The organism is Rhizobium altiplani (assembly GCF_001542405.1).
Lineage (GTDB): Bacteria > Pseudomonadota > Alphaproteobacteria > Rhizobiales > Rhizobiaceae > Rhizobium > Rhizobium altiplani.
Map to the genome: position 1 here is coordinate 203,134 of NZ_LNCD01000033.1, position 26,636 is coordinate 229,769.

At 59.8% G+C, this 26,636-nt stretch carries 27 protein-coding genes; 11 read left to right on the forward strand and 16 right to left on the reverse strand.

The features are described from left to right. The first annotated feature begins 66 nt into the window (after positions 1-66). The 6 genes from AS026_RS06660 to AS026_RS06685 all read left to right on the forward strand — a co-directional run bounded on the left by AS026_RS06660 (position 67) and on the right by AS026_RS06685 (position 4,643). Positions 67-330, forward strand: a complete 264-nt coding sequence (locus AS026_RS06660) for a dienelactone hydrolase family protein (protein ID WP_062369074.1) — start codon at positions 67-69, stop codon at positions 328-330. A 139-nt stretch (positions 331-469) separates the two neighbouring features. Then, positions 470-778: an MliC family protein gene (locus tag AS026_RS06665; RefSeq protein WP_062369075.1), complete on the forward strand. Its 309-nt coding sequence runs from the start codon at positions 470-472 to the stop codon at positions 776-778. Between the two features lie 84 nt (positions 779-862). Then, positions 863-1,186, forward strand: a complete 324-nt coding sequence (locus AS026_RS06670) for a DUF6665 family protein (RefSeq protein WP_062369113.1) — start codon at positions 863-865, stop codon at positions 1,184-1,186. Positions 1,187-1,388: 202 nt separating this feature from the next. Beyond that, the gene (locus AS026_RS06675) at positions 1,389-1,844 is read left to right on the forward strand and encodes a (2Fe-2S)-binding protein (protein ID WP_062369076.1); all 456 of its coding nucleotides are present in this window, start codon (positions 1,389-1,391) and stop codon (positions 1,842-1,844) included. Positions 1,845-1,848: 4 nt separating this feature from the next. After that, positions 1,849-3,999 (forward strand): xanthine dehydrogenase family protein molybdopterin-binding subunit, encoded by a 2,151-nt coding sequence (locus AS026_RS06680; protein WP_062369077.1) that lies wholly within the window; start codon positions 1,849-1,851, stop codon positions 3,997-3,999. Further along, positions 3,999-4,643, forward strand: coding sequence for a hypothetical protein (locus tag AS026_RS06685; protein WP_062369078.1), 645 nt, complete (start codon positions 3,999-4,001; stop codon positions 4,641-4,643). Before AS026_RS06680 ends, AS026_RS06685 begins: the two co-directional genes overlap by 1 nt. An 87-nt stretch (positions 4,644-4,730) precedes the next feature. Here the strand turns inward: AS026_RS06685 and AS026_RS06690 are convergent, their stop codons facing one another. From AS026_RS06690 to AS026_RS06720, 7 genes are all read right to left on the reverse strand, one after another. Beyond that, entirely contained in the window at positions 4,731-5,561 is an 831-nt protein-coding gene (locus AS026_RS06690; protein WP_062369079.1) for a shikimate dehydrogenase family protein, read from the reverse strand. After that, a complete protein-coding gene (locus AS026_RS06695; RefSeq protein ID WP_062369080.1) occupies positions 5,558-6,634 on the reverse strand; it encodes a Gfo/Idh/MocA family protein in 1,077 nt (358 codons plus the stop codon). The genes AS026_RS06690 and AS026_RS06695 overlap by 4 nt, the downstream gene beginning before the upstream one ends. A gap of 19 nt (positions 6,635-6,653) precedes the next feature. Beyond that, positions 6,654-7,418, reverse strand: a complete 765-nt coding sequence (locus AS026_RS06700) for an amino acid ABC transporter ATP-binding protein (RefSeq protein ID WP_062369114.1) — start codon at positions 7,416-7,418, stop codon at positions 6,654-6,656. Positions 7,419-7,450: 32 nt separating this feature from the next. After that, positions 7,451-8,092, reverse strand: a complete 642-nt coding sequence (locus AS026_RS06705) for an amino acid ABC transporter permease (protein WP_062369081.1) — start codon at positions 8,090-8,092, stop codon at positions 7,451-7,453. Positions 8,093-8,101: 9 nt separating this feature from the next. Further along, complete coding sequence (locus AS026_RS06710) at positions 8,102-8,770, reverse strand: amino acid ABC transporter permease (RefSeq protein WP_062369082.1); 669 nt, start codon at positions 8,768-8,770, stop codon at positions 8,102-8,104. A 9-nt stretch (positions 8,771-8,779) separates the two neighbouring features. Continuing rightward, positions 8,780-9,223 carry a type II 3-dehydroquinate dehydratase gene (gene aroQ / locus AS026_RS06715; protein ID WP_062369115.1) on the reverse strand — a complete coding sequence of 148 codons (444 nt, stop codon included), beginning with the start codon at positions 9,221-9,223 and terminating at the stop codon, positions 8,780-8,782. Positions 9,224-9,325: 102 nt separating this feature from the next. Further along, the gene (locus tag AS026_RS06720; protein ID WP_062369083.1) at positions 9,326-10,156 is read right to left on the reverse strand and encodes a transporter substrate-binding domain-containing protein; all 831 of its coding nucleotides are present in this window, start codon (positions 10,154-10,156) and stop codon (positions 9,326-9,328) included. 247 nt (positions 10,157-10,403) lie between these two features. Here AS026_RS06720 and AS026_RS06725 point away from each other — a divergent pair, with 247 nt between their 5' ends. Then, positions 10,404-12,293, forward strand: a complete 1,890-nt coding sequence (locus AS026_RS06725) for a bifunctional sugar phosphate isomerase/epimerase/4-hydroxyphenylpyruvate dioxygenase family protein (RefSeq protein ID WP_062369084.1) — start codon at positions 10,404-10,406, stop codon at positions 12,291-12,293. Positions 12,294-12,304: 11 nt separating this feature from the next. Here AS026_RS06725 and AS026_RS06730 read toward each other — a convergent pair whose 3' ends face one another. The 9 genes from AS026_RS06730 to AS026_RS06770 all read right to left on the reverse strand — a co-directional run bounded on the left by AS026_RS06730 (position 12,305) and on the right by AS026_RS06770 (position 22,120). Then, complete coding sequence (locus tag AS026_RS06730; protein ID WP_062369085.1) at positions 12,305-12,979, reverse strand: GntR family transcriptional regulator; 675 nt, start codon at positions 12,977-12,979, stop codon at positions 12,305-12,307. 40 nt (positions 12,980-13,019) lie between these two features. Then, positions 13,020-13,706 (reverse strand): GntR family transcriptional regulator, encoded by a 687-nt coding sequence (locus AS026_RS06735; RefSeq protein WP_082728461.1) that lies wholly within the window; start codon positions 13,704-13,706, stop codon positions 13,020-13,022. 571 nt (positions 13,707-14,277) lie between these two features. Further along, entirely contained in the window at positions 14,278-15,327 is a 1,050-nt protein-coding gene (locus tag AS026_RS06740) for an Ldh family oxidoreductase (RefSeq protein WP_062369087.1), read from the reverse strand. A gap of 1 nt (position 15,328) precedes the next feature. After that, a complete protein-coding gene (locus AS026_RS06745; protein ID WP_062369088.1) occupies positions 15,329-17,314 on the reverse strand; it encodes an oxidoreductase in 1,986 nt (661 codons plus the stop codon). A 250-nt stretch (positions 17,315-17,564) separates the two neighbouring features. Beyond that, on the reverse strand, positions 17,565-18,641 hold the full coding sequence (locus AS026_RS06750; RefSeq protein WP_062369089.1) for a quaternary amine ABC transporter ATP-binding protein: 1,077 nt from the start codon (positions 18,639-18,641) through the stop codon (positions 17,565-17,567). After that, positions 18,634-19,521 carry an ABC transporter permease gene (locus tag AS026_RS06755; protein ID WP_018856124.1) on the reverse strand — a complete coding sequence of 296 codons (888 nt, stop codon included), beginning with the start codon at positions 19,519-19,521 and terminating at the stop codon, positions 18,634-18,636. Before AS026_RS06755 ends, AS026_RS06750 begins: the two co-directional genes overlap by 8 nt. A gap of 100 nt (positions 19,522-19,621) precedes the next feature. Beyond that, positions 19,622-20,623, reverse strand: coding sequence for an ABC transporter substrate-binding protein (locus tag AS026_RS06760; RefSeq protein WP_062369090.1), 1,002 nt, complete (start codon positions 20,621-20,623; stop codon positions 19,622-19,624). A 65-nt stretch (positions 20,624-20,688) separates the two neighbouring features. Beyond that, positions 20,689-21,483 carry a pyrroline-5-carboxylate reductase family protein gene (locus tag AS026_RS06765; protein ID WP_062369091.1) on the reverse strand — a complete coding sequence of 265 codons (795 nt, stop codon included), beginning with the start codon at positions 21,481-21,483 and terminating at the stop codon, positions 20,689-20,691. Between the two features lies 1 nt (position 21,484). Beyond that, positions 21,485-22,120, reverse strand: a complete 636-nt coding sequence (locus tag AS026_RS06770; RefSeq protein ID WP_062369092.1) for a TetR/AcrR family transcriptional regulator — start codon at positions 22,118-22,120, stop codon at positions 21,485-21,487. Positions 22,121-22,264: 144 nt separating this feature from the next. On the opposite strand from AS026_RS06770, the gene AS026_RS06775 reads away from it, so the two are divergent. From AS026_RS06775 to AS026_RS06790, 4 genes are all read left to right on the forward strand, one after another. Further along, positions 22,265-24,301, forward strand: coding sequence for an NADH:flavin oxidoreductase (locus AS026_RS06775; protein ID WP_062369093.1), 2,037 nt, complete (start codon positions 22,265-22,267; stop codon positions 24,299-24,301). A 38-nt stretch (positions 24,302-24,339) separates the two neighbouring features. Further along, positions 24,340-24,975 carry a dimethylsulfonioproprionate lyase family protein gene (locus AS026_RS06780; RefSeq protein WP_062369094.1) on the forward strand — a complete coding sequence of 212 codons (636 nt, stop codon included), beginning with the start codon at positions 24,340-24,342 and terminating at the stop codon, positions 24,973-24,975. Then, positions 24,972-25,733: an electron transfer flavoprotein subunit beta/FixA family protein gene (locus tag AS026_RS06785; protein WP_062369095.1), complete on the forward strand. Its 762-nt coding sequence runs from the start codon at positions 24,972-24,974 to the stop codon at positions 25,731-25,733. Before AS026_RS06780 ends, AS026_RS06785 begins: the two co-directional genes overlap by 4 nt. A gap of 25 nt (positions 25,734-25,758) precedes the next feature. Continuing rightward, the coding region (locus AS026_RS06790; RefSeq protein WP_062369096.1) for an electron transfer flavoprotein subunit alpha/FixB family protein at positions 25,759-26,636 on the forward strand (878 nt) is incomplete at its 3' end.

The window sequence follows — 26,636 nt, forward strand, 5'->3', positions numbered from 1 at the left end:
TCGTGGGCGGAGATGGACGCACATGAAGCGCCGGACGTTTCAGAGACGGCGAGATAGGTGGCCGGCATGGCAGCCATGGCAACGCTGCCCTCCCTTGATGCCGAGGGGTTTGCGAGAGCGGCCCAAATCCAAAGCGACGTCCGGCGACTGCACACCGAAAGACCGGCTCTTGATACGGATTGGGGCCAACTTGATTGTTATCTTGCCCGCCCCGACGACACCGCGCCTCACCCTGGTGTAGTGGTGGTTCATGACAAGCTGGGTCTGACGCCGCACTTCGAGGAAGTCACCAGGCGTGCCGCGGCGCTGTCCGGTCCGACATTTCTATGAGAACAACTTGTCCCGAAATGTGGGCCCGGCGCTATTTCTGGCGCGCCCGCAGCTAGGGACGCAGCTCTTCCTTCACGAGCGTCGCCGCGTTAGATTGGCTCGACTAGATGAAATGTGTCCGCCCGGCCAAGGAGGCGTGATGCCCGCGAGGACGACCGTGATGTTTGCGCTTGTTGCGCTTCCGGCTTTCGCGGCCAGTCCAGGCCCGATCGAAGCGCACTACGAGTGCTCGACCGGTACGCGTCTCAGCGCAACGTTTTCCTCGCCCACCGTTTCGCCTGGAAGTGTCATCCTTGTCTTTGCGGGCGCACGACGCTTGATCATACTGCCGCAGGTCGTTTCGGCCGATGGCGGCCGTTACGCCAATAGCGATATGGAATTCTGGATCAAGGGCAAGGAAGCCACATTGACGCGCGAAGGGAAGCGAGAAACATGTCACACCGACTGAGCCTGTTGCTAGGCGTCGGGGAAGGTCGCCGCAGCGCATCGCACGGTGCTGGGTGAACTGAATATCCGGGAAAAGGAGGCAATCGTGAGTCTCAGGCCGCCACGATCAATCTCAGGACAGTCGAGCACCGGGTTGAGCCCCTTGGAATACGAACTCGCTTCCGCGCGGGCGGACGCATTGGGCCGCCAGGGCCGCAAGACGGAGGCCGCGTTGGCCAGGCTTGCCTCCTGGTCGCCGGAGACCAATTGCGGCACCGACAGGCAAACCCTCCTCGATGACGCTTCCGACGCCGTCTGGGCCTTGTTCATCCAGCGCGAGATGTGCGGCTTCCACAATGATAGGGATGTCATAAGGCTTTACCAGATACCCGGCGAGGTTCTTGCAAGGCTTGGCGCAGCCCACAAATGACAAGCATGTTGTCGAACCCTCATCGCGAAACCTGGCGTTGCGTCCTCGCGAGCTCTGCAATGGCCGGGGCTGCCGATGATGCTCCTTGTCGTTGCGCCGTATCCTAACATTCACAAGAATGTAACTGGCGGATTTCCCCGCTTTGCTGCTAGCTTGCCTGAGCTGCATGTGCGTTGGGGGACGGCTTTCAGCCGGTAGTTGTATGTCTTACGATCTCGAGGTGAATGGTAAGAAATACGCCGTCGATGTGGATGGCGATATCCCGCTTCTATGGGTCCTTCGCGACAGCATAGGTCTCACCGGAACGAAATTCGGCTGTGGCATTGCCATGTGCGGTGCTTGCACGGTGCATGTCGATGGCATGCCAGTCAGGTCGTGCGTGATGCCGGTTACAGATGCGGTGTCCAAGTCGATCACCACCATCGAGGCGATTGGCGAGACTGCCGAAGGCGCACGGATCCAGAAAGCCTGGCTCGACATCGATGTCGTTCAATGCGGTTATTGTCAGTCTGGACAGATCATGTCCGCGACAGCGCTGCTGGCGGCAAATCCGTCGCCGACAGACGATGATATCGATGCGGTCATGGCCGGAAATATCTGTCGATGTGGCACGTATCCGCGCATTCGAGCCGCGATCAAGCTGGCTGCGGCGGGGTGATGCGATGTCTCTTCACGACAAAATCAACCTTTCCGTCTCACGCCGGCACTTTCTGATCGGCGCATCGCTAACGGGAGCGGGCCTCGTCATTGGACTGCGGCCTTCGCCCTCATACGCAGCAGAGACGTTTGAGCCCAACGCCTTCATTCGGATCCCTGCCGAAGGCAAGATTGTCCTGGTCATGCCCTCCGTGGAGATGGGACAAGGGATCTACACTTCGGTTGCGATGCTGTTGGCCGAAGAGCTGGAGGTCCCTCTCGATCAGGTGGTTCTCGAGCATGCGCCTGCCGATCCCGCGCGGTATTCGAACCCCTTGCTGGGCGATCAGATCACTGGCGGTTCCCTTGCCATTCGCGCCGTTTACGACCAGATGCGCAAGGCGGGTGCCGCTGCACGCATCATGCTGGTGAATGCTGCTGCCCGTGGTTGGGGCGTGGAACCGGATAGCTGCAAAGCCGAGGCGGGACACGTCGTCCATACGGCGAGTGACCGCCGGAGTACCTATGGCACCCTGATTCAGTCTGCTGCGTTGCAGCCTGTTCCGCAGGAAATGCCGTTGAAGCCTGCGTCGAGCTTCAAGCTGATCGGCCAGTCTATCAAACGTCTGGACAGTCCGCAGAAGGTCAACGGTACCGCGAAGTTCGGTATCGATGCCCGTCCGGAAGGCGTGTCCTACGCCGCAATCACCATCTGTCCCCATTTTGGCGGCAAGCTGCGTTCGGTCGACGACGGACCGGCCATGGCGGTAAAGGGCGTCAAGCAGGTCGTGCGCATTGAGGATGCGGTCGCGGTCGTGGCCGACAACACGGGTGCCGCACGCAAGGGGCTGGCAGCACTTTCCCTTGAATGGGATCCAGGCGTCAGCGGGGATCTCTCGCTTGCCGATCTCGAGAAGCGCATGGAGGATGCCGTCAGCGGCAATGCTCTGCCACACATAAATGAAGGCGACGTCGCCAAGGCGGAGGCCGAGCACGGACCTCCCGTTGAGTTCATCTACCGCCTGCCGATCCTCACACATTCGGCGATGGAGCCAATGAACTGCACGCTCCACGTCCGAAGCGACGGTTGCGACGTGTGGGTCGGAACCCAGGTCCTAGGGCGTGCGCGGCAGGCCGTCGCCGATGTGACGGGGCTGCCCTTGGACAAAGTCATCGTACACAATCATCTGCTGGGCGGCGGCTTCGGGCGCCGGCTTGATGTCGACGGCGTCATTCTGGCGGCGAAGATCGCCAAGCAGGTGCGGGGCCCGGTCAAGGTCACCTGGAGCCGCGAGGAAGATATCCGCCACGACTGTTACCGCTATCTCAACTACAGCAAGGTCACGGCAACACTCGGTGCCGACGGCATGCCCGTTTCCTGGCGGCACCGGGTGATTGGACCGTCCGTCATGGCGCGCTGGCTGCCGGCCTTCACCCGCGACGGTATTGACCTCGATAGCATGGGCGGCGCGGAGTCGCCCTATGCAATCCCTAACAAATATACGGAATTCGCCCGACACGAGGCGCCTGATGGAATGCTGACGGGCAACTGGCGCGGCGTCGGCGCAACACGCAACATCCCCGTCATTGAAGGCGGGATTGACGAGTTGGCCCACGCCGCGAACATTGATCCGCTCGAATACCGCAGGCGGCTGCTTCAGCATAAGCCGCGTCTCCTCGCAGCGCTCAATCTCGCGGCAGAGAAGGCCGGTTGGTCAACCACCCTTCCGCAGGGAAAGGGAAGAGGTATCGCCATTTCGGAGGATTTTGGTAGCTTTGCTGCCACGATCTCGGAGGTAAGCGTCGGAGAGGACGGCACGCTCAAGACCGACCGTATCGTTTGTGCCGTCGATTGCGGCCAGGTGATCAATCCTGACACGGTGGAAGCCCAGATACAGAGCGGCATCATCTACGGGCTGAGTGCAGCCCTCTACGGTCGCATCACGGTCCGCAATGGTGCTGTCGTGGAAAGCAACTTCGATGACTCTCCGGTTCTCAGAATATACGAGACGCCGAAGATCGAGGTCCACATCGTGCCGAGTTCCGAGGCTCCAGGTGGCATAGGGGAGGTCGGCACACCCGGTGTCGCTCCATCGCTTTTCAATGCGATCTTCATGGCAACCGGCAAGCGGTTGCGGTCGCTGCCAATCGACCAGAACGAGTTGCGGAGGGTGTGATGGTGAAGAAGCGGATCGTCGCTGTGCCGTTAGCCGCCATTCTCGGCACGGCAGCTATCGCTGCCCTTGTCGGTCCCCTGAACGGCTACGCCGAAACATCGGACGGCGGAGCCCTCAAGGCCGTCTCCGACTTTGATGCCATCGCGGACACCAGCGCGCGCTCGAAGGCCATCTTTAAAGAGGCGAGCCGGGTCCTGACGCATCCGCGCTGCATTAACTGCCACCCGGCGACGCGTAGCCCGACGCAAGGTGAAGACAAACACCCGCATGTGCCATTGATGAACGCCAGCCAAAGTCCGTTGGGCCCGGCGGGGCTTGCCTGCAGCACGTGCCACGGTGCCGAGAACCGTCCGATCGTTGGCAGCCGCCTGAAATCCATTCCGGGTAACGCACACTGGTCGCTGGCACCGGCCAGTATGGCATGGCAAGGGCTGACGGTGGGTGAAATATGCAGGCAGGTGAAAGACACGAGCCGGAACGGCAATCGGTCTCATGCCGATCTCGTTCGCCACATGGGTGAAGACCATCTGGTAGGGTGGGCATGGCATCCGGGCGCGGGACGTAGCACACCTCCCGGCTCACAGGAGGCACTTGCGGCCCTGATCGCCGCGTGGACGAACACAGGTGCCGAATGTCCCGATTGATCTCTTGCCGCTCTTCGGCAATAGGGCCCGTTTCTGCTCTCCAGTTGCAGCGGTTTGCACCTGTTACTGGTTCCCGCGACAGCGTCCCTACGGAAGCTGTGCGATCGACCGCAGGTATTCTGCGCTTGTCGTGGGAAATCCAAAGAACTCCAGATAGGCCGGTATTTGCTCGAACAGCATGTCCGTCCCGACCTGAAAGGCGCACCCCCGTTCGCGGGCTGCCGCGAGAAACGGCGTGATTTCCTCCTTCATGACGACTTCGCCGACGAAAGTGGTGGGTGAAAGGCGCGATACGTCAAGCGGCAGGGGATCGTCCTTGCGCATCCCGAGGGGGGTCGCGTTGACGACGATGTCGAAACCGGCTGGATCGGCTGAACCCATGCTCACCTCGGTCATTGGATAGTGTGTCTTCAGCCGCTTGCCGAGTCCCGCTGACGTAGCCGGGTTGTCATCGCAAAGCGCAATCCGTCGCGCGCCGGCTCCTGCCAACGAGGCAGCGATCGCGGAGCCGACGCCGCCAGCACCCACGATCAGCACCTGGGCTCCCGCCACCCGTTGTCCCTTGCGCAACAAGCCGCGGACAAAGCCTTCACCATCGAACATATCGCCGATTAGCTTGCCATCCGGCTGGAGTCGGACGGCATTGCAGGAGCCGGCAACCTTGGCATTGGTCGAGACCCCATCGAGCAATCCGATCGTCGTAATCTTGTGCGGCATGGTGATGAGGGCACCATGGATGTTCGAGAGTCTGAAGATAAGCTTGAGAAACGAAGGATAGTCTTCCGGCTTGCAGCCCATTGGTACGACGACAGCGTCGATGCCGCTCTTTTCGAAATAGGGATTGTAGATGAGGGGCGCCTTGAAGGATTCTGTCGGATAGCCGAGGTGCGCGATAAGCTTTGTGGTTCCGGTGATCATATCAGGGGCCTCACGCTGCGTTCACCAAGCCGGATCGTTTCGCCCGAGCGCGCGGACGCCTTGATCGCCTCGATGACGCGCAAGGTGGCGAGACCTTCCGCTCCGCTGACAAGCGGTTCGGCCTCGCGGCGAATGACGTCGCAGAAGTGACGAAGCTGTATCGCCAGCGGGTCGGCTGGTTCAAATGGTACGCGCTCTTGGACAAGCGGCTCCAGCCAATCCGGTTTCGACGCATTGGTCCAAACCGCAAGCTGGGGAATGGCGAGCGATCCGCCGGTCCCACCGATCTGGTAGCAAGATTGATCCTGCTGCGGAAAGGCGGGGTTTTCTGCCGTCGTCATCTCAAAGCTCCAGGGAGACGGGACGGCGTCGGATGCATTTAACGTTCCAAGGACACCGCTCGCGAAACGAAGCAGGATAGCAATGCTATCCTCGACGGAGTGCATGCGGACCGAATTCGTTTCCATCGCATGGACAGCCTCCACCTCTCCGAAGAAATAACGGAAGAGATCAACGTCATGGATCAGGTTGATGAAGGCCGGTCCTGCACCTTCCGCCCGGCGCCAGGAGACATCGAAGTAACCGTCTGGCTTGGCAACCCAGAATGTTCCCTGAACGGTCAGGATCTTGCCGAGCCGACCACTGTCCAGGATTTGCTTTGCTTGTCGTATCATGGGGTTGTGGCGGCGATGATGACCAACGAGGATAGGGACACCTGCCTTTGAACCGGCATCGACAAGAGCCACCGCTGCTTGCGCCCTGTCAGCAATCGGCTTTTCGACAAGGACCGGAATTCCTGCGGCGATCACATTAAGGGCGTTGGTGACATGAAGCTGGTTCGGGGTGGCAACGATGACGCCGTCCGGTCGGACGCGTGCGATGGCTTCGGCAAACGTTGAAAACCATGCAGCACCCTTGCTTGTCGCAAAGTCGCGCCCGGCATCGGAGGGATCGATCACGGCCGATAGTGTCGTGCGCGGCTCGGCCAGAATGCCTTCGATATGGCGCCTTCCGATAAGACCGGCGCCCATCACCGCGATCTTCAGGGGAGGCGTCTGCGATCGTGCTGACATGAAAATTCCCTCATAGATCCTAGTTGCGCAGGATTTCACCGAGGAATTTGCGTGTGCGCTCATGTCGGGGGTTGGTGAAGAATTCCCCGGGTGGCGCTTCCTCGACGATTGCGCCGCTCGCCATGAAGATGACGCGGTTTGCAACTTGCCGGGCGAAGCCCATTTCATGCGTCACGCAGACCATCGTCATGCCTTCGTCAGCAAGGCTGATCATGGTGTCGAGGACTTCCTTGACCATCTCCGGATCGAGTGCCGAGGTTGGCTCATCGAAGAGCATGATCTTCGGCCGCATGCAGAGCGCCCGTGCAATCGCGACACGCTGCTGTTGGCCACCGGAAAGCTGCACAGGATATTTGCTGGCCTGTTCGAGGATTTTGACGCGGGCAAGCAGAGAGCGTGCGCGGTCCTCTGCCTCCGCCTTTCCGATGCCAAGCGCCCGCATCGGTGCCAGCATGCAGTTTTGCAGCACGGTGAGATGCGGAAAGAGATTGAACTGCTGGAAGACCATGCCGACTTCGCGGCGGATCGCATCGATCGCCTTTGCCTGGTTTCCGAGCAGGATGCCGCCGACGCGGATCTCGCCCTTCTGATAGGTCTCCAGATGGTTGACGCAGCGGATGAGCGTCGATTTTCCACTGCCGGAGGGGCCGCAGAGCACGATTCTCTCGCCCTTGCGAACGGACAGGTTGATGTCGTGCAGGGCCTGAAAGGCGCCATACCATTTCTCCACGTGGCTCATGGTGATCATGGTCTCGGCGGTCGATGCGGGCGAAGGACTGTTCATGGTTCCGTCTCTTTCGTGGTCGGCGCCGGAGATCACCGCGATGCCGCGGCGAACTTCCGTTCAAGACGGGCACCGAAGATCGTCAGCGGGCAGCACATCAGGAAATACAGTGCGCCTACGATCCCGAAGACCGTCAGCGGCTCGAAGATCTGGTTGGAAATGATGTTGCCGGCGCGGGTAAGCTCCGTGAAGCCGACGATGGAGGCGAGCGAGGTTCCCTTGATCAACTGCACCAGGAAACCGATCGTTGCCGGCAGCGAGATGCGCAGTGCCTGTGGCAGGATCACGTCCCTCATGCGCGAGACATATTTGAGGCTGAGCGCTCTTGCGGCCTCGCTCTGGCCGCGCGGAACCGCTTCGATCGAGCCGCGCCAGATTTCGCCCAGATAGGCGCTGGCATGCAGGGTCAGACCGATGGCAACTGCCACCCAGGCATCGAGCTTGAAGCCGATGAGGGCAAGACCGTAATAAACCACGAACAGCTGCATCAGGAGAGGAGTGCCTTGGAAGACCGCGATGTAGCCGGCCGTCACTCGTTCCAGCAGCGGAATTTCCGAAGTGCGGGCGAGCGCCACACCAAGCCCGGCAATGCATCCACAGACAAAGCCAACCGCGGACAAGACGACGGTCCATTTCAGACCGATCAGAAGGAAGACGAATTCTTCGCTGCCCATCGATTGCTCCTACTTGACCGGATAGGTGAAGTAACGTGCCGAAAAGAACGCAAAGAGGCGCATCATCAGCCAGGAAATGACGAGGTAGAAAACCGTCACCGTGAAATAGACCTCGAAGCTGCGGAAGCTTTCGGACTCGATGCGCTGCGAAACCGAGGTGAGCTCATAGGCCGAGATCGCCGAGGCAATGCTGGTCGACAGCGTCAGCAGTACGAACTGGCTCGTCAGCGAAGGATAGATCGCCCTGAGCGCCGGCTTGAGGATGATCAGCCGGAAAACCTGCGCCTTGTGCAGGCCAAGAGCGAGCCCGGCTTCCATCTGGCCCTTGGAGATAGACTGGACGCCGCCGCGGATAATCTCGATGGCGTAGGCGCCGCCGTTGATCCCAAGAGCAATGATCGCCGTTGGCGTCGGATCCAGCCTGATGCCTGCAAGCGGCAGGGCGAAATACAGGAAAAAAATCTGAACCAGGAACGGCGTGTTGCGGATGAGCTCGACAAAGCTGATCACCAGCCAGCGCAGCGGTTTGTGGCGAGAATCCCGCAAGGCCACGCCGCCTATGCCGATCACGATTGCCAGCAGCATGCCGCAGATGGCAAGCAGCAACGTGCCGAGACAGCCAAGCAGCAGGCTTGGCAGGCCGTCAATGACAGGCGTGAAATCCAGCGTGTAGTTCATCGCGTCTCCTCAATCGCGTCCGACCATGCCAGCCATGGCCTGGATCGCCAATTCATAACCAGCCGCTCCCAAGCCGATCATGATTGCCGTCGCGACGCGAGAGATAAGGGAATTATGGTAGATGCTCTCGCGCGCATGCACGTTTGAAATGTGGAGCTCGATCTTCGGGTGATCGAACGTCTTCAGCGCGTCGAGCAGCGCGATCGACGTGAACGTGTAGCCTGCCGGGTTGATGATGATGCCGCAGGCCCCGTTGCGGGCCTGATGCACGCTCTCCACCAGTTCGCCCTCGTAATTTGTCTGGCGAAAGTCGACGTCGAATCCGAGGTCGTTCGCCTTGGCGAGGCATTTTTCCTTGATGTCCGCAAGCGTTGTCGTGCCGTAGATGGTGGGCTCGCGCTGTCCGAGCAGGTTCAGGTTTGGCCCGTTGAGCACAAAAATCGTCTTGTTCATGATGCGCTCCTCGAAACGCGCAAAGCCGTGCTTTCGGCGTCGCGACACCGTCGGCGGGCATCGAAACGCCCGCCAGTTTGCTTTTCCTTCAGCGCTTGGGGCTCAGTTTGCGGTGAACGGAATGCCTTCGAGGCTCGCGGGGAATTCCGGAACCGGCACCTTCATCCACTTGTCGTAGATCTTCTTGAGCTCGCCATTGGCCTTGATCTTGTCGATGAAGGCATTGATCGAAGCGTTGATTTCCTTCTCGCCAAGCCGCGTGCAAGCGCCATTGTAGAGCTTCTGGAACTCAAGCTTGTTTTCGAACTCGCCTGGACGAGCCTTTTCGACACGGTCCATGTAGAAGATGTTGCCGCCAAGCGCCTGAACCTGGCCGGACACAAGCGCCTGGACGCTGGGCGCATCACCGTCGAAGCGGCGGATCGTGGCGCTCTGGGGTGCATTCTTGGTGACCTGGGTATCTTGAGCCGCACCCTTGGCAACGCCAATCGAAAGATTGGCCATGTCATCATTCGTCTTGACCGACATGGACTTCGGCGCAATCAGCACGATGGCGTTGGCAACGTAGGGCTTGCTGAACTGAACGGCTTTGGCACGCTCCGGCAGCATGGCCATCGTCGCGAAGAGAACATCGACACGACCAGTTGTCAGGGCGGGAATGCGGTTGTTGACTTCCAACGGCACGAACTCGACAGAGACGCCGAGTTCCTTTGCGTAAAGCGTTGCAATATCGGCATCGAGGCCGTCCTGCTTGCCGCCTGATGTCACGAAGCCCCATGGCGGGTTGTCGCCCTGGATGCCAACGACGAGCTTTCCTTTGGCCTTGATTTCTTCGGGGGTGACTGCGGCAGCGGGGTTGGCGAGCCCGATCGCAGCCACGACAGCAGCGACACCCAGCATCGCGTTTCGGCGCGTCAGCATCGACTTGAACATTGATTCCTCCTCCTTTGAACGGTCGCTTGGACCCAACAGTCTTCCTCTCCCGACTGCATGTTCAGCTTTTTGCCAGAGGATCGTGCGCAAATCAACCGAGTTTTTGAAAATCATATGAGACTTTTGATTTGACCAATTGATTTGAAATGCTCACGACATTTGACATAATGCCATGATAAGGGCGGAGCGTGAGGCGCAATCGGCTGCTCGCAGTGCTCTCGTGGCGCCAACGGAAAGGTATTGGGTTATGAAGACCTCGATTGCGACGGTGACGCTCAGCGGTGAACTGCCCGACAAGCTTGAGGCCATTGCACGAGCAGGGTTCGACGGCGTGGAAATTTTCGAGAACGACTTCCTTGCCTTTGATGGAAGCCCCGCCGATGTCGGCAGGATGGCGGGGGATCTGGGCCTCAAGATTACGCTCTTCCAGCCCTTTCGCGATTTCGAAGGCATGCCCGATCCACTTCGAAGCCGCACCTTCGATCGGGCGGAGCGTAAGTTCGACGTCATGCAGGAGCTCGGAACCGACATGGTTCTTGTCTGCTCGAATGTCTCGCAGGCGGCCCTTGGCGGCATTGATCGCGCGGCCGCCGACTTTCACGAACTGGGTGAACGCGCGGCCAGGCGCGGCCTAAAGGTGGGCTATGAAGCGCTTGCCTGGGGGCGCTATGTCAATGACCACCGTGATGCCTGGGAAATCGTGCGACGCGCCGATCATCCGAATGTGGGGCTGATCCTCGACAGCTTCCATTCGCTCTCGCGCAAGATCGACATCAACTCGATCCGCTCCATTCCAAAGGAGAAGATCTTCATCGTGCAGCTCGCCGATGCGCCGCTGATCGACATGGATCTGCTCTATTGGAGCCGCCATTTTCGCAACATGCCAGGCGAGGGCGATCTGCCGGTGACAGCGTTCACCGAGGCGGTCGCCTCGACCGGGTATGACGGCTATTTCTCGCTCGAGATCTTCAACGATCAATTCCGCGGCGGCTCGACGCGGGCAATCGCTGCCGATGGCCATCGTTCCCTGATCTATCTGGCAGATCAGGTTCGTCGCAATGTCCATACGCCGATCGGCGCCGCCATGCCGGAGCGGGCAGTGGTCAAGGGCGTCGGCTTCGTCGAATTCGCCACGGACATGGACGAGTCCGTCGAACTGGTCTCCCTCTTGCGGGCCCTTGGTTTCCGCAAGACGGCAATCCATCGGTCCAAGAAGGTCACGCTGTTCGAACAGGGCAGCATTCGCATTCTGGTCAACACAGATCCGCTTGGCTTTGCCAGCGCAGCCTATGCGGTCCACGGCACATTTGCTTATGCGATCGCACTCAATGTCGAGGATGCCGCAAAGGCCTATCAGCGTGCCCTTGCCCTGGACGCAGAACCATTCCGACAGCCCGTTGTCGATGGGGAGCTCGAATTTCCCACTGTCCGGGGTGTCGGCGGCGGCCTGATCTACCTCATCGACGACACGAGCCCGCTCGGCCGGTTCCCGGAGATCGACTTCGAGGCGGTTTCGGATGAAACCGGCATCGTTGGCGCCGGGCTGCTGCAGTTCGACCATGTCGCCCAGACGGTTGCCTATGACGAAATGCTGACCTGGCTGCTCTTCTACACATCGATCTTCGAAACCAGAAAAACACCGATGGTCGATATCATCGACCCGAGCGGCATCGTGCGTAGCCAGGTCGTCGAGAATGAGCCCGGAACGCTGCGGATTACCATGAATGGTACCGAAAACCGCCGTACGCTGGCGGGGCACTTCATCGCCGAGAAATTCGGTTCGGGCATTCAGCATCTGGCGTTTTCCACCGATGACATTTTCGTCACCGCCAGATCACTCCGTAGCCAGGGCTTCAAGCCACTCCATATCTCGCCCAACTATTATGATGATATTGAAGCCCGCTTCGGACTTGAGCCCGACCTGACCGAGCGCCTGAAAGCAGAAAACATCCTCTATGACCGTGACGAGCACGGAGACTATTTTCAGCTCTACAGCGGCACCTATGGTGAGGGCTTCTTCTTCGAAATCGTCGAACGACGCGGCTATCGGGGCTATGGGGCACCGAATGCCATTTTCCGCATCGCAGCACTCAAGAAGCAGATGCGGCCCGAGGGCATTCCGAAGGACGCCGTCTGAGCGGCGCCTCGTTACGGAATGCGCCCGCTCCCCAGAACGTGTGCCACGCCACTCTCTATATGTCGGCGGATGACAGAACGGGCGCCTTCGACGTCACGCTTCAAGGCGAGTTCGAAGAGGAGCTTGTGGTCTTCGACAACCGCCCGACCGCGAAAGCTCTGGGCAAGCATATGATAGCGCAGAAACCTGTCGAACACCGAAGATAGCGCCGCCATGAGCGTGGCCGAATTGCAGGCCGATACGATCGCCTGATGAAACTCCCAGTCATAGCGAACCCAGTCGATGGTACGCGAGGCATCGCCCGCAAGCAGCTTCTTTTCGGCAGCCGCCAGCTTATGGTGGGCGGCTACGATGCGTCCCTCCCACTCAAGATTTCCTGCCGAAAAGGACAATCCGATCGCATGCGTCTCCAGCACGGTGCGAAGATCGGCAAGCTCCTCGAGTTCCTTGCGGGTCGCGGGACTGACTTCGAACCCGCGCTGGCCCTCGGCCAACACCAGGTTCTCCGTGGTCAGGCGGCTCAATATCTCGCGCAGTGAAGAGACACTGATGGAATACCGCTCCTTGGCCTGCTCAAGCTTGATCTTTGCACCAGGCGCCAAGGTCCCCGAAATGATATCCTGACGGATCTGTCGAAAGACGATGTCGCTGACGGTCTCGGCGGTTTCAGCAGCAATTTTGAGCATGAGATCCTCTGCTTTGATCAAGCGCCAGGGTCGGCATCTATCACGTTTGTGACGGAAGGGCCGATAGCGATCCCTTTTCGAGCGCATGCTCGACGCCGCCTTGTATGTGACGCTGCAGGATTTTCTTTGCCGTCTTGCTGTCGCGTTGCAGGGCGGCCTCCAGGAGCTGCCTATGTTCCTGCTCGGCAACACGTCCACGGTAAGACAGCGCAACCATCTGATAACGCAGGTACTTGTCGAAGACGGCCGAATGGGTCTCCATGAGAAGGCGTGATCCACAGGCGGAAATCAGCGCTTGGTGAAACTCCCAGTCATAGCGCTTCCAGTCTTCCGCCCTGCTGGAATCGCCCGAAGCCATGACCTCTTCCATGCGTGCCAGCTTGTAGTGGGCAGATACCAGCCTCGCTTCCCACTCTACATCGCCCTGTTCGAACGACTGCTCAAGCGCATGCTCTTCGAGAAGCAAACGGAGAGCGGCGACCTCTTTCAGGTCAGCAACCGACACGCGGGCAACCTCAAAACCCCGCTGTCCTTCAGCCACGACGAGCCCCTCGGACGTCAGGCGGTTGAGAATTTCCCGCAGAGTGCTGACGCTCGTCTCGTAGGCACTCTTCAAATTCTCAAGCTTGAGCTTCAGGCCCGGCGCAAGGCGGCCGAAGATTATGTCCGCCCGTATCTGCCTGTAGCTGCTTTCAGCGACAGTTTCGTCCGCAGCCTCTCTCCGCACGCCTATCTCCGATATTTTTCCTTTCGTCATATATATCCGCATGACTAGGTCGAAGACAATGCCGATCGTCTGGCGTCGGAAATGCGCAATCAGTTGGCCGGCACGCAGCTGGTCAATACATGGCTCGAAGGAAGAAGCATTCTACATTGCCGGAACGGCAATGGCATCTTGCTGTAATTTAGCAACGCCTTAACGAAAATGGTGTGGCAATGTCGAGATTCGCGCGCTGGTTGGTGGTGCGCCGCCATGCCGCATTCTAGCTTTCTAGCAGGCTTCGGTTGAGGGAGTGAGATCGATCGAAGCTCGGCATACAGCAGGGGCATTCAACCGTGCCGAAAAGGTCGGGCCCCCTGGAAGTGTGCGAGGAGTTCGAAGGGTGGTTGGGAGTAAGTGCGTAGACATCAACATTTCCACTCTTCGAAAGCGGTCTATCGAGTTGCTGCGTAAGAGCGATATCGCCTGGCGACAAAGGCATATCTTAGCCGAGTGAGCGCTTCAACGCAGCGCGGTCGAGGAGGGGATGATGAGCGATCGTGCAATGGGCTTCTTGGTTGCGACAGAAGTGTGCCTGCTATTTTGGATAGCCGTCGCAATGTTTGCGGTTGGAGGGCTCCCCGTCTAAAGCTGTCTTGGCGATGGTGGCGATCTTTTCATATACGCTTCGGGGGATGGAGAATTCTCCTGATGTGTGAGTAGAATTAACTCCCGTAACGCCCGGCACGAATACGCTTTTTTCTTGCAGGCGTTCGACTTGGCGAAGTGCCCGCTCGATCCGTCCGTCGGCTCTCGGACCGGGCATGATTGCAATCACGCTGAGCCCCACCGCGGGCGACGTGGTCCCCGACCTGAAATCCGGTGTGTCCAGAGACCAGGGGCCACCGGAGAGGCCAGCAGACAGCATCTCCACCAGCAGCGCTACATTGGCTCCTTTGCGGCCGCCGAAGGGCAACAGAGCTCCCTTCAGCGCCTCTTCCGCATCCTCAGTCGCGTTGCCGCCTGAGTCGACTGCCCAGCCCTTCGGGATTGGCTCTTTCTCCTCGGCCGCTCTGACGACGTTGACGAAGGCGGTGGCGCTCGACGCCTGATCGATGATCACGGGCGGCGTGTGCTCGCCGAGCGGAAATCCGAATGCCATCGGATTTGTGCTGTAGACGACAGGTCCGCCGGCTTGCGCCACCATCATGGCATTTGCGTTGGTTGCCGCCAGTCCAATCACACCCTCATTGCAGAGTCTGCGGACGTAGTATCCGAGTTCGCCGGTGGTGTAGCTGTTGGTTTGCGTGAAGACAGCAACTCCAAGGCTGCGAACCGCGTCGAGCAGATCTTTAAAAGCGAGATCGAAGCCTAGCTGGGCGATGCCGCGATCTGCATCGGAAACGAGAAATGCTGGGAAGGCGCGGTCCAGTCGCGGCTTGGGCTCGCGATTTATTCGTCCCTCGCGAAATCCATCGAGATAATCCACGAAGTGCGGGAACCCGAGGGTAGGGGGACCGTGGCTTGCCGCCGAAAGCGTGGCGTCCACGAGGGAGCGTGCGCTCGCGCGAGCCGCGCCCGAGGCCAGGCATGCCTTCATTGCAAGTTCCTCGGCGTCCTTCCTTTTGAGCAAGATCTCCTCGGACATGTCAGATCTCCAGTCCCGCTTTTCTGCCTTCGTAGAAGGCGTAAGGAGCTTGCCGCGGCGCGGCGCAATCGCCGATCTGTCGCGCGGGAACACCCAGTTCGAGCAGGCCTGGCATCAGCCAGTCCATCGGATGATTTGTCGTTGCGGTGACCAGGCTGTCCGCCTCTACAAAATTGCGATCACCAGTGTTGTGATCCAGAACCGTTGCACCGTTTCCGTGCCATTCAGCGATGCTGACCTCCGTGATCCACTGCACGCCAAGCTTTTTCAAAGCCTGCCGCATCGGAACATCGGCAGCCGTTCTTTGAAGCTCCTTTCCGACGAACGGGTCGGGTGTGACGATCGTGACCTGATGGCCGTCCTCCGCCAGCTTCCAGGCCGTCCCGCAACCGCGCCAGCCGCCGCCCTCGTCCAGGAGAAGGACGTGCTTGCCTGGCCTTGCCTGCCTTGCCATGACTGCCTCGACGGTGAACACGCCGCCCTTGTCTAGCCCGGGCATCGCCGCAATCGTCGGCAAGGCCTTCTGGAACCCGGTCTCCGGAGAATAGGAGCCGGTCGCGACGATCACGACGTCCACCTGCGACGGGTCGATGTCATCTGCTTCCACATAGCTATTCAGTCTGACGTCAACGCCGAGCTTTTCCAGTTGGCGTTCATACCAGGCAAGCAGATCAAGGATCTGGGCACGTCTCGGCTGCAGGCCGGCGAGCAGAAAATTGCCACCGAGACGCGTTCCGGCTTCCGAGAGGACGACCCTGTGGCCGCGTTCAGCCGCCACCCTTGCCGCTTCGAGCCCCGCCGGGCCGCCACCGATGACAAATACGCGTTTTGGACTGGGTGTCTTGGTGAAACGATCGCCTTTCCATTCGAACTCTCGTCCCGCTGAAGGATTGATCAGACAGCTTATCCAGTAGTCCCGGGAACGGCGCCCCCAGCACATCTGGTTGCAGGATATGCAGCCGCGGATGTCTTCGGGGCGACCTTCACCGGCCTTGCGCGCCAGGTGAGGGTCGGCGATCTGTCCACGAACGATCGACACAAGGTCGCACGCGCCTTCGCCAAGAACTGTCTCCGCATTTTCAGGTGTTCGGATATGGCTTTCGGCAATGACGGCGGAATTTCTCACGACCTTCTTGAGGCAGGCGGCAAGATCGGCGCCGAGCTTTTCAGGATAAATGAATGTCGGCATGAGCTTGTAGAAGTCGAGGTATCCGCCAGACCCGCATGTGACATAGTCCATCAGGCCGAGCTCGTCGTGAAGCTTCACGATCTCCGCAAGCTCGTGTCGCTGCAGCGCGGCCTTCACATCCGGCTCGTCGCTCACTGCGAGGCCAATGATGAAATCTGGTCCGCATGTCTCTCTGATCCGAAAGAGAATCTCGCGAGACATGCGCGTGCGGTTTTCGAGCGAGCCTCCCCACTGGTCTTCGCGTCGATTGCTCCAAGGCGTCCAGAATTGGTCGACCATCCCCAGATAGGCTGCCCATACTTCGACACCGTCGAAGCCGGCCTCGCGACATCGGCGCGCCGCCTGAACAAACCCGTCGATGGTCTCCCAAATCTCGGCTTCCGTCATCGGATGCGAGCCGTCACTGTCGTGGTAGCTCGGCAGACCGGACGGCGACCAATGGGGATGGAAGGAGTTGTCGGAGTCGCCATGCGCCCCGACGTGGTAGAGTTGCTGGATCGCGACGGCTCCATTCTCCTTGATGGCGCGGACAAGCCTGGCAAAGTGCGGAATCACGGTATCGTCGCAATGACGGAAGTTCCTTTGCGTCAGAACCGCGGCAGCATGGACCGGCATCGGTTCGACGACAATCATCCCGGCGCCGCCGATAGCACGCTCGGCGTAGTAGGCGACATGGCGCTCCGTCGGCAGCCCGTCGACTGCCATGTTCGCGGTGTGAGCGCCAAACACGATGCGATTGCGAAGCGTGTGCCCGCGAATCTGAAGCGGACTGAAGAGGCGGGGGAACTTTTCGGGCATGGTCGCTCCCGGATGTGAGGTCGTTGCTGGGTTCTGGCTATGACGGTCTTATCGACGCCGTGGTCTTGGGCAGGATCCATTGACACCTGGCGGAGGGAGGCGCCACGCGACTTTGTCTGGACTGAACTTGCTTTGAGGGGGCCTGACGGGCAGAACGATTATCCCCTTGGGGACGTGTGAGCACGGAACTCGCGATGAATTCCGCGCACGCATTCAGCAGACATCAGGGCCGGACCTCTTCGCGGGAGCCTTACTGGGCGAGCGCAATGGCATCCTCGCGCGTTTGGGCCGTATCCGAATTGACCATCGCGGTCGCAAGCTGGCGGAAGGTGACCATCCCGACGGGACGAGATCCTTGCCCGATGACAGTCACATCGCCATCCGGAACCGACGCAAGCAGGCGAACGGCTTCCTCGACCGTCGTCGTAGCATCGACGGTGACACCGCTGACGGCAGCTCCTGGTCGCATCGGACTCATGATGGCGCTGACCTGAACCACGCGGCCGCGGTTGACCTCCTTGACGAAGTTGGCGACGTATTCGTCTGCCGGTCGCAACACGATGTCCTGACTGCTGCCTTGCTGGATGATTTCGCCATCGCGCAGGATGGCGATCTGGTCTCCCAGTCTCAGCGCCTCGTCGAGATCATGCGTGATGAAGACGATGGTCTTCTTGATCTCCCGCTGAATGTCGAGCAGCACCGTTTGCATGTCCGTGCGGATCAGCGGATCGAGCGCAGAATAGGCCTCATCCATCAAGAGAACGGGTGCGTCATTCGAAAGGGCGCGCGCAAGGCCGACGCGCTGCTGCATGCCGCCCGAAAGCTGGTTCGGGTATTTCTCCTCGAAGCCCTTCAATCCGACGCGCTCCAGCCATCGCATCGCCACGTCGACCGCCTTCGAACGCTCCACACCCTGGACTTCCAATCCGAATAGCGTGTTGTCGAGAACATTGCGATGCGGCAGGAGGGCGAACTTCTGAAACACCATCGCCGTCTGATGCCGGCGGAATGTGCGAAGCTCGGTCTCATCCATCTTGACCACGTCCACGCCGTCGACAAGCACCTCGCCGGCGGTCGGATCGATCAGTCGGTTGATGTGACGAATGAGCGTCGACTTCCCCGAGCCGGACAGGCCCATGATGACCTGGATGGAACCCGACGGCATTTCGATATTGATATCGCGAAGCCCAAGTACGTGACCGTGCTTCCGGTTCAACTCGGCCTTTGTCAGTCCGTTCTGGACTGCCTCGATGTGCGATCTCGCGTTCGGACCGAAGATCTTGAAGAGATGGCGGATCTTGATGCCGCCGAAATCGTGATCACCCATGAACGATCTCCCGATGCTTCTGGAGCCGCTTGCCATATGCCTGGCTGACCCGATCGAAGATGATAGCAATGCCGACAATGGCAAGGCCGTTGAAAATGCCCAGCGTGAAGTACTGATTGGCGATTGCCTTCAGGACCGGTTGTCCAAGTCCCTGGACGCCGATCATCGAGGCTATCACGACCATTGCCAGCGCCATCATGATGGTCTGGTTGATCCCGGCCATGATGGTTGGCAGGGCAAGCGGCATCTGCACCTTGAAAAGCTTCTGGGAATTTGAAACCCCGAAGGCGTCAGCTGCCTCAAGCACGTCCTTGTCGACCAGTCGAATGCCGAGGTCGGTCAACCGGATCATCGGCGGAATTGCATAGATCACGACGGCGATGAGACCGGGAACACGGCCAATCCCGAGCAGCATGACGACGGGGATGAGATAGACGAAACTCGGCATGGTCTGCATCACGTCGAGGATCGGATGGACGACGCGCTGGAACCGGTCGGATCGCGCCATCACGATCCCGATGGGCAAGCCGAGCGCGATGGACAAGACCGTGCAGACGAAGATCATCGACACGGTCCGCATCGTGTCTTCCCACATGTCGAAGTAGCCGATGAGCAGCAACGTCACGAGACAGCCCAGCACGATCTTCAAGCTGCGGCTTCCGAGCCACGCAACAACGAGGACCATCAGCGTTATGATCGGCCACGGCGTTTGGGTCATGAAGCGGTCGACGGCGATCAGGAAGTGTTGCAACGGAGAAAAGAAGCTCTCGATTGAATCGCCGTATGCCCTCGTGAAGGCTCGAAATCCGTCATCAATCATCTTCTTGAGGTCGCGAAGACTGTCGTCATTCATGTGCGGAAATTTGTAAAACCATTCCATTCGGTTCCCCTTTCTCTGAAAGAGCCGTGACAAGTCTTCTGGTTGTTTTCCGGCTTCTGAAGCGGCGGCGCGTTGTCAAAACGCGCCGCCCATTCAACAATCAAAGCGAGGCTTCGATTTTCTTCGCTGCGTCTTCCGACACCCACTTTGCCCAGATGTCTTTGTTTTCCTTCAGGAAGTGCTTGGCACCGTCCTCGCCGCTCGCCTGATTGTCCGTCATCCAGGCCATCAGCTTGTTGACAGTATCATTGCTCCACGAGCGCTTCTCGAGGTAGGCCATCACGTCAGGTCCGGCCTTTTCGGAGAAGGGCTTTGCAACGAGCGTGACAATCGTATCGACCGGCCATGCGTTCGGCTTCGGGTCGGCGCAGTCAGCAACAGTATTGCAGCGTTTCCACTCGGCAGCGTCAGCTGGGACGCCGGCTTCGAGCTTCACCATTTCATACTTGCCAAGCAAAGCCGTCGGGGCCCAGTAATAGCCGACCCAGCCCTGCTTGCGCTCGTATGCCTTTGCGATCGAGCCATCGAGGCCCGCGCCGGAACCAGTGTCCACGAGCTTGAAGCCTGCCTTTTCAGCTTCGAACGCCTTGAATAGCTGCGATGTGACCACCGTGCCGCCCCAGCCCTGCGGTCCGTTGTAAATTGCTCCCTTCGAGGCGTCTTCCGCGTCCGGGAACAATTCCGGGTGCTTGAGCATGTCAGGAATCGTTTTTACGTCAGGATGGGCGTCCGCCAGATATTTGGGGATCCACCAACCCTGGATGCCTCCATCGGGAAGCGGCGAACCGACCTTGACGATACGTCCCTCATCTGTGCCCTTCTTCACGACCTCAGGAAGAAGGTCTACCCAGGCTTCGGGAGCGATGTCGGGTTCGCCCTTCTCCGCCATCGACGTGATCGTTGGAACAGTATCACCCACAGTGATTTCCGCCTGGCAGCCATATCCCTCGTTCAGGATGATCTTATCCAGGTTCGACAGGACTTCGGCACTTTGCCAGTTCATGCTCGCGATTGTGACGCTGCCACACTCTGCTGCATTTGCGTACGAGGCCACTCCCAGCAGCCCAAATACCATGCACGTAGAAGCCAATAACTTGGTCATTATCGTTCCCTTTTTAGCGGCATGTATTCTTGAGCGGGACGCCGCGAAACCCGCTTCAACGGTCGTTAGGAAGCGTCTCCCATACTCACCGATTTCTTGAAGGCTGCGGCCAATCCATTGGAAACAGCATCGTCGAATCCCGAAGCGCGCATCTCTTGAATGCCCGCCGCAGTCACGCCGCGATATTCGAGAAAGCGATTGACGATCTCGGCCGGGTCGTCCTGCTGTCGTTCCAGCAGCCGTCCGGTTCCCGTCAGCATCGTCAGGACAGCGCGCCGGGCAATCTCCACAGGCAAACCTTGACTGATCGCGTGCTTCATCATTGCCGCGGCAAGGAGCGCGGGAAAGGCGGGGCCTGTGCCAGACATGCCCGTCAGGTAATCGATGTGCGTTTCGCTGCCCACTTCGTCTTCGACACCACAGGCGCCAAAGATCTTTCGCACCAGACTGCGATCATCCGTATCGACACCGGCCGATGCCATCCAGGGCGTGTAGGAACAGGAGACTTCGGCGGCAGCGTTGGGGAGGGCTCTGACCACTCTTTCGGTCGCATGCATTTCGATCAGCGCCGAGACGCGGATACCGGCCATGACCGAGATCAGGAGCTTCCCTTCCAGCTTTACAGGCACCGAACCCCAGTCTTCCGGGCGCACAGACAAGATCACCACATCCGAACGGTCTGCAAGGAGTTGATTGTCCGTTGTCCAGTGCGAGGCTGCGAAGCGGTCTGGCCGAGAGCGGCGATAGGAGAGCGTCAGATCGTCAGGATCGGCGAGGCCTGTGCGAAGGATCGCCTCTGCGATGGAACCGCCAAGCCAACCTGCGCCACCAATGATCCCGATCCTTGCTTTTCCGCTCATCTCATCCCTGGCCTGGCTTGTAGCTATGTCTCGCAAAGAAGCGGTCAAGCTCGCGCTGCTGCGGAGTTTCACCCGTGTAGATTGCGATATATTCGGGGATGCGCTTCATGCGGACGCTGATACTTTCGTTCGACTGCATCGAAATATAGCCGATCTGAACGAGGTAGGTTGTCCGTGCGCGAACATCCGCGCCGATTTCTGGATGGCCAAAGCGTTTGAACATGCTGGCAAGCGCGTCCATCCGCGTTCGATCGGCCTCTTGAACCTCCTGAAGGATCTCCTCCGACTGTAGCGCCCAGCTTCGCACGGCGAACTCGAACTTGCTGTCGAACAGCCGGCTGTCCAGCCAGCAGTCGAAGACGTTCAGCATCGCTTCCGCCAGGGTCTCCGCATAGGCTTCCGACTGCTTGACGATCGAACCTGTATTCTTCTCCCGCCAGCGCGAGACCAGCCCGTCCAGAAGCTCTTCGCGATCCTTGAAGAACCAATAGAAGCTGGTGCGCGACAGGTTGAGCTTCTTTGCCAGGGGCAGGATCTTCACGGAGTCTATCCCGGACTCCAGCAGGGAGTCGTAGGCTGCCTCGAGCCATCCCTCCTGCGATCCACGCCAGCCACTGTCGCTCAAATTCTGGTCCATGTTCAATCCCTAGCAAATCGTTAAGCTCCGCACAATCAAAATGTACATGACTGTCAATCAAATTTGACTGTCGTGTTTTCGCCGTTGACACATGTGTACATTCCGCCTAGCGTTCGGACCACTTCCTAATTCGGAGCATGACAGATGTCGAACGATCCCCTGCTGCAGCCGTATCAACTCAAGCATCTGACGCTACGCAACCGCATCATCGTGACATCCCATGAGCCGGCCTATCCCGAGGATGGCATGCCCAAGGAGCGCTACCGGGCCTATACGGTCGAGCGGGCCAAAGGCGGCGTCGCCATGACAATGACCGCGGGATCCGCAGCCGTGTCCAAGGACAGTCCACCGGTCTTCAACAATCTCCTGGCGTACAAGGACGAGATCGTACCCTGGGTCAGGGAGATGACCGACGCCGTCCACGAAGAGGGTGCTGCGATCATGATTCAGCTCACGCACCTCGGCAGGAGAACGCGCTGGGATAAGGGCGACTGGCTTCCCGTCGTCGCCCCGTCTCACCACCGCGAAGCCGCACATCGAGCATTTCCGAAGAAGCTGGAAGATTGGGACATCGAGCGCATCATCAAGGACTTTGCCGACGCGGCCGAGCGCATGAAAGCCGGCGGGATGGACGGCGTTGAACTCGAGGCCTACGGCCATCTGATCGACCAGTTCGCTTCGCCATTGACCAACGAACTCGAGGGCCCTTACGGCGGATCGCTCGAAAACCGCATGCGCTTCTGTCTCGATGTCTTCAAGGCGATGCGCGAGAGGGTCGGCAACGACTTCATCCTTGGTGTCCGCTACACCGCTGACGAACGTCTTCCTGGCGGCACCGGCAAGGAAGAGGGCATTGAAATCTCTCGCAGGCTACGCGACAGCGGCCTCATCGACTATTTGAACGTCATCCGTGGTCATATCGACACGGATCCGGGACTGACGGATGTCATTCCGATCCAGGGGATGGCCAATTCGCCCCACCTCGACTTTGCCGGGGAAATCAGGGCCGCGACCAACTTCCCAACCTTCCATGCCGCCAAGATCCCCGACGTTGCCACGGCTCGTCACGCAATTGCGGCCGGCAAGGTCGACATGGTCGGCATGACGCGTGCGCACATGACCGATCCTCATATCGTCCGCAAGATCATTGAAAAGCGGGAAGAGGACATTCGGCCATGCGTCGGCGCCAATTACTGTCTTGACCGCATTTATCAGGGCGGCATGGCGTTTTGCATTCACAACGCTGCCACCGGGCGAGAGGAGACGATGCCCCACGTCGTCCCAAAGGCCGAAGTCCGCAGGAAAGTTGTCGTGGTCGGCGCTGGCCCGGCCGGCCTCGAAGCGGCCCGGGTCGCCGCCGAGCGCGGTCACGAGGTGATCGTCTTCGAGGCGGCAAGCAATCCGGGCGGACAGATCCGGCTGACCGCCCAGAGCGAACGTCGCCGAGAGATGATCAGCATCATCGACTGGCGAATGGCACAGTGCGAAAAATACGGCGTCGTCTTCCATTTCAATACATGGGCCGAAGAAGACACGATCACCGCGGAGAAGCCAGACGTCGTCATCATCGCGACAGGCGGCCTTCCTCACACGGAGGTTCTGAACAAGGGCAACGATCTTGTCGTGTCCTCCTGGGATATCATCTCAGGAGACGTGAAGCCGGGTTCGAACGTTCTCGTCTTCGACGATGCCGGAGACCACGCGGGCCTGCAGGCCGCCGAGTTCCTGGCCAAGGCCGGAGCAAAGGTCGAGATCATGACGCCCGATCGTTCCTTCGCGCCCGAGGTCATGGCCATGAACCTTGTTCCTTACATGCGATCTCTTCAGAAGCTGGACGTGACATTCACAGTTACATTCCGCCTCGAGGCCGCCGAACGGAACGGAAACCAGATCGTTGCCAGCGTCGGAAGTGACTACGGCGGCGTATCGAAACAGCGCGTCGTCGACCAGATTGTCGTCAACCATGGCACGATCCCGCTCGACGACCTCTATTTCGACCTCAAGCCTCTGTCGAGCAATCTCGGCGAGACCTCGTACGACCAACTCCTGTCAGGCGAGCGCCAGTCCGTCGTCCGCAACGTGGAGGGAACGTTCCAGCTCTTCCGCATCGGCGATGCGGTCGCAGCGCGGAATACCCATGCGGCCATCTACGATGGCCTGCGCATCGCGAAGGATCTCTAGACCACGCAAGACGCATCCAAGCAGACGGAGGTTTGTCAGTGGCACAACGGGCCGAACAGCTACAGCTTCTAATCGACGCCGCCGATGTGGCATTCGATGAACATGCCAGGGATCCGGAAGCCCGCCGTTCGCTCGGTCAGGCATTTTCGGTGCTTCAGACGTCAGGCGGACAGCGGTCGGGAGAGGGACGCCGGTTACCCGTGTGCCAGTTCTTGTCGAAGATTTCAGTCGACGTCGGTTCGCCGGTGCTTGGGCAACTCCTCGCTCGCTTCCAGGCAGTTGAACCCCTCCTTATCTGGCGGCATCGCCAGGACATATCCGGCACCGCAAGTGAAAACTTTCAGGACGGGCATGCGAACGCGATGATCGTCGGGCCGGGAGGCTTGGAGGAGCGCAACGACGTCTGGTTTGGTGCCACATTGATGGCGCCGAATGTGCGATATCCCGATCACGACCATGCCCCCGAAGAAATCTATCTGGTGATGTCCGAGGGAGAGTTCCGGCATGGGGACTCTGGCTGGTTCTCACCCGGTATCGGCGGATCCTTCTACAACCCGCCAGGGATAAGGCATGCCATGCGATCGACGGATCAGCCGCTGTTTGCGTTCTGGGTGCTCCTGCCCGAACGAGGCGCTGGTTCGACCCCGAACTCTAACGGACAGGTGCAGCCATGAAAATTCTCGTCCCCGTCAAGCGGGTGGTTGATTACAACGTGAAGATCCGCGTGAAGCCGGATGGCACAGGCGTCGAGCTTTCGAATGTGAAGATGTCGATGAACCCGTTCGACGAGATCTCGGTCGAGGAAGCGCTGCGGCTGAAGGAAGCCGGCAAGGCCGAGGAGGTGATCGTCGTGTCGATCGGTCCGGCCAAGGCCGAAGAGACGCTGCGCACCGCACTTGCCATGGGCGCCGATCGCGCCATCCTGGTGGAGACCGACGACGCCGTCGAACCGCTCGCCGTCGCCAAGATCCTCAAGGGCGTCGTCGACGCCGAACAGCCGGGCCTGATCATCGCGGGCAAGCAGGCGATCGATGACGATTCCAACCAGACCGGCCAGATGCTGGCGGCGCTGCTCGGCGCGGCGCAGGCGACCTTCGCCTCGAAGATCGAAATCGAAGTTGCTGGCCCTGGGGGCAAGGCCCAGGTGACGCGCGAGGTCGATGGCGGCCTGCAGACGATCGAGGTCAAGCTTCCGGCCGTCGTCACATCAGATCTGCGCCTGAACGAGCCGCGCTACGCGTCGCTGCCGAACATCATGAAGGCGAAGAAGAAGCCGCTCGACAAGAAGACGCCGGCCGACTTCGGCGTTTCCACCGCGCCGCGTCTGAAGGTGCTGAAGACCGAGGAGCCGTCCGGCCGCAAGGCGGGCGTCAAGGTCAAGTCGGTTGCCGAGCTGGTCGAGAAGCTTAAAGTCGAAGCCGGCGTGCTTTAAAGGTTCGAGAAAGGGAGATATATCCATGGCCATTCTTCTTCTGGCTGATCACGACGGCAACCACCTTTCCGACCAGACCGCCAAGGCGCTGACGGCGGCGACACAGATCGCCAAGGAACAGGGAAGCGACGTCACCGTGCTTGTCGCCGGCGCCGGCGCCAAGGCCGCGGCCGAACAGGCTGCCAAGCTGTCGGGCGTGTCCAAGGTGCTGGTTGCCGAGGACGCAAGCCTTGCCAACAATCTGGCCGAGCCGCTGGCCGCCCTGATCGTTTCGCTGGCCGCAAGCTATGATACGATCATCGCCGCCGCCACCTCGACCGGCAAGAACGTCATGCCGCGCGTCGCCGCCCTGCTCGATGTCGCGCAGGTCTCCGAGATCATCGAGGTCGTCTCCGCAGACACGTTCAAGCGGCCGATCTATGCCGGCAACGCCATCCAGACGGTGCAGGCGACCGACGCTAGACGAGTCATCACCGTGCGCACCGCGTCGTTCGCCTCCGCTGCCGAAGGCGGTTCTGCCCCGGTCGAAGCTATTGCGGCCGCGGCCAACCCTGGCCTGTCGAGCTTCGTCAAGGACGCGCTGTCGGCCTCCGACCGTCCGGAACTGACGTCTGCGAAGATCATCATCTCCGGTGGCCGTGCCCTCGGCTCGGCCGAAAAGTTCAAGGAAGTCATCCTGCCGGTCGCCGACAAGCTCGGGGCTGCCGTCGGCGCCTCGCGCGCTGCCGTCGATGCCGGCTACGCCCCGAACGACTGGCAGGTCGGCCAGACCGGCAAGGTCGTCGCTCCTGATCTCTACATCGCCTGCGGCATCTCGGGTGCCATCCAGCACCTCGCCGGCATGAAGGATTCGAAGGTCATCGTCGCCATCAACAAGGACGAGGAGGCGCCGATCTTCCAGGT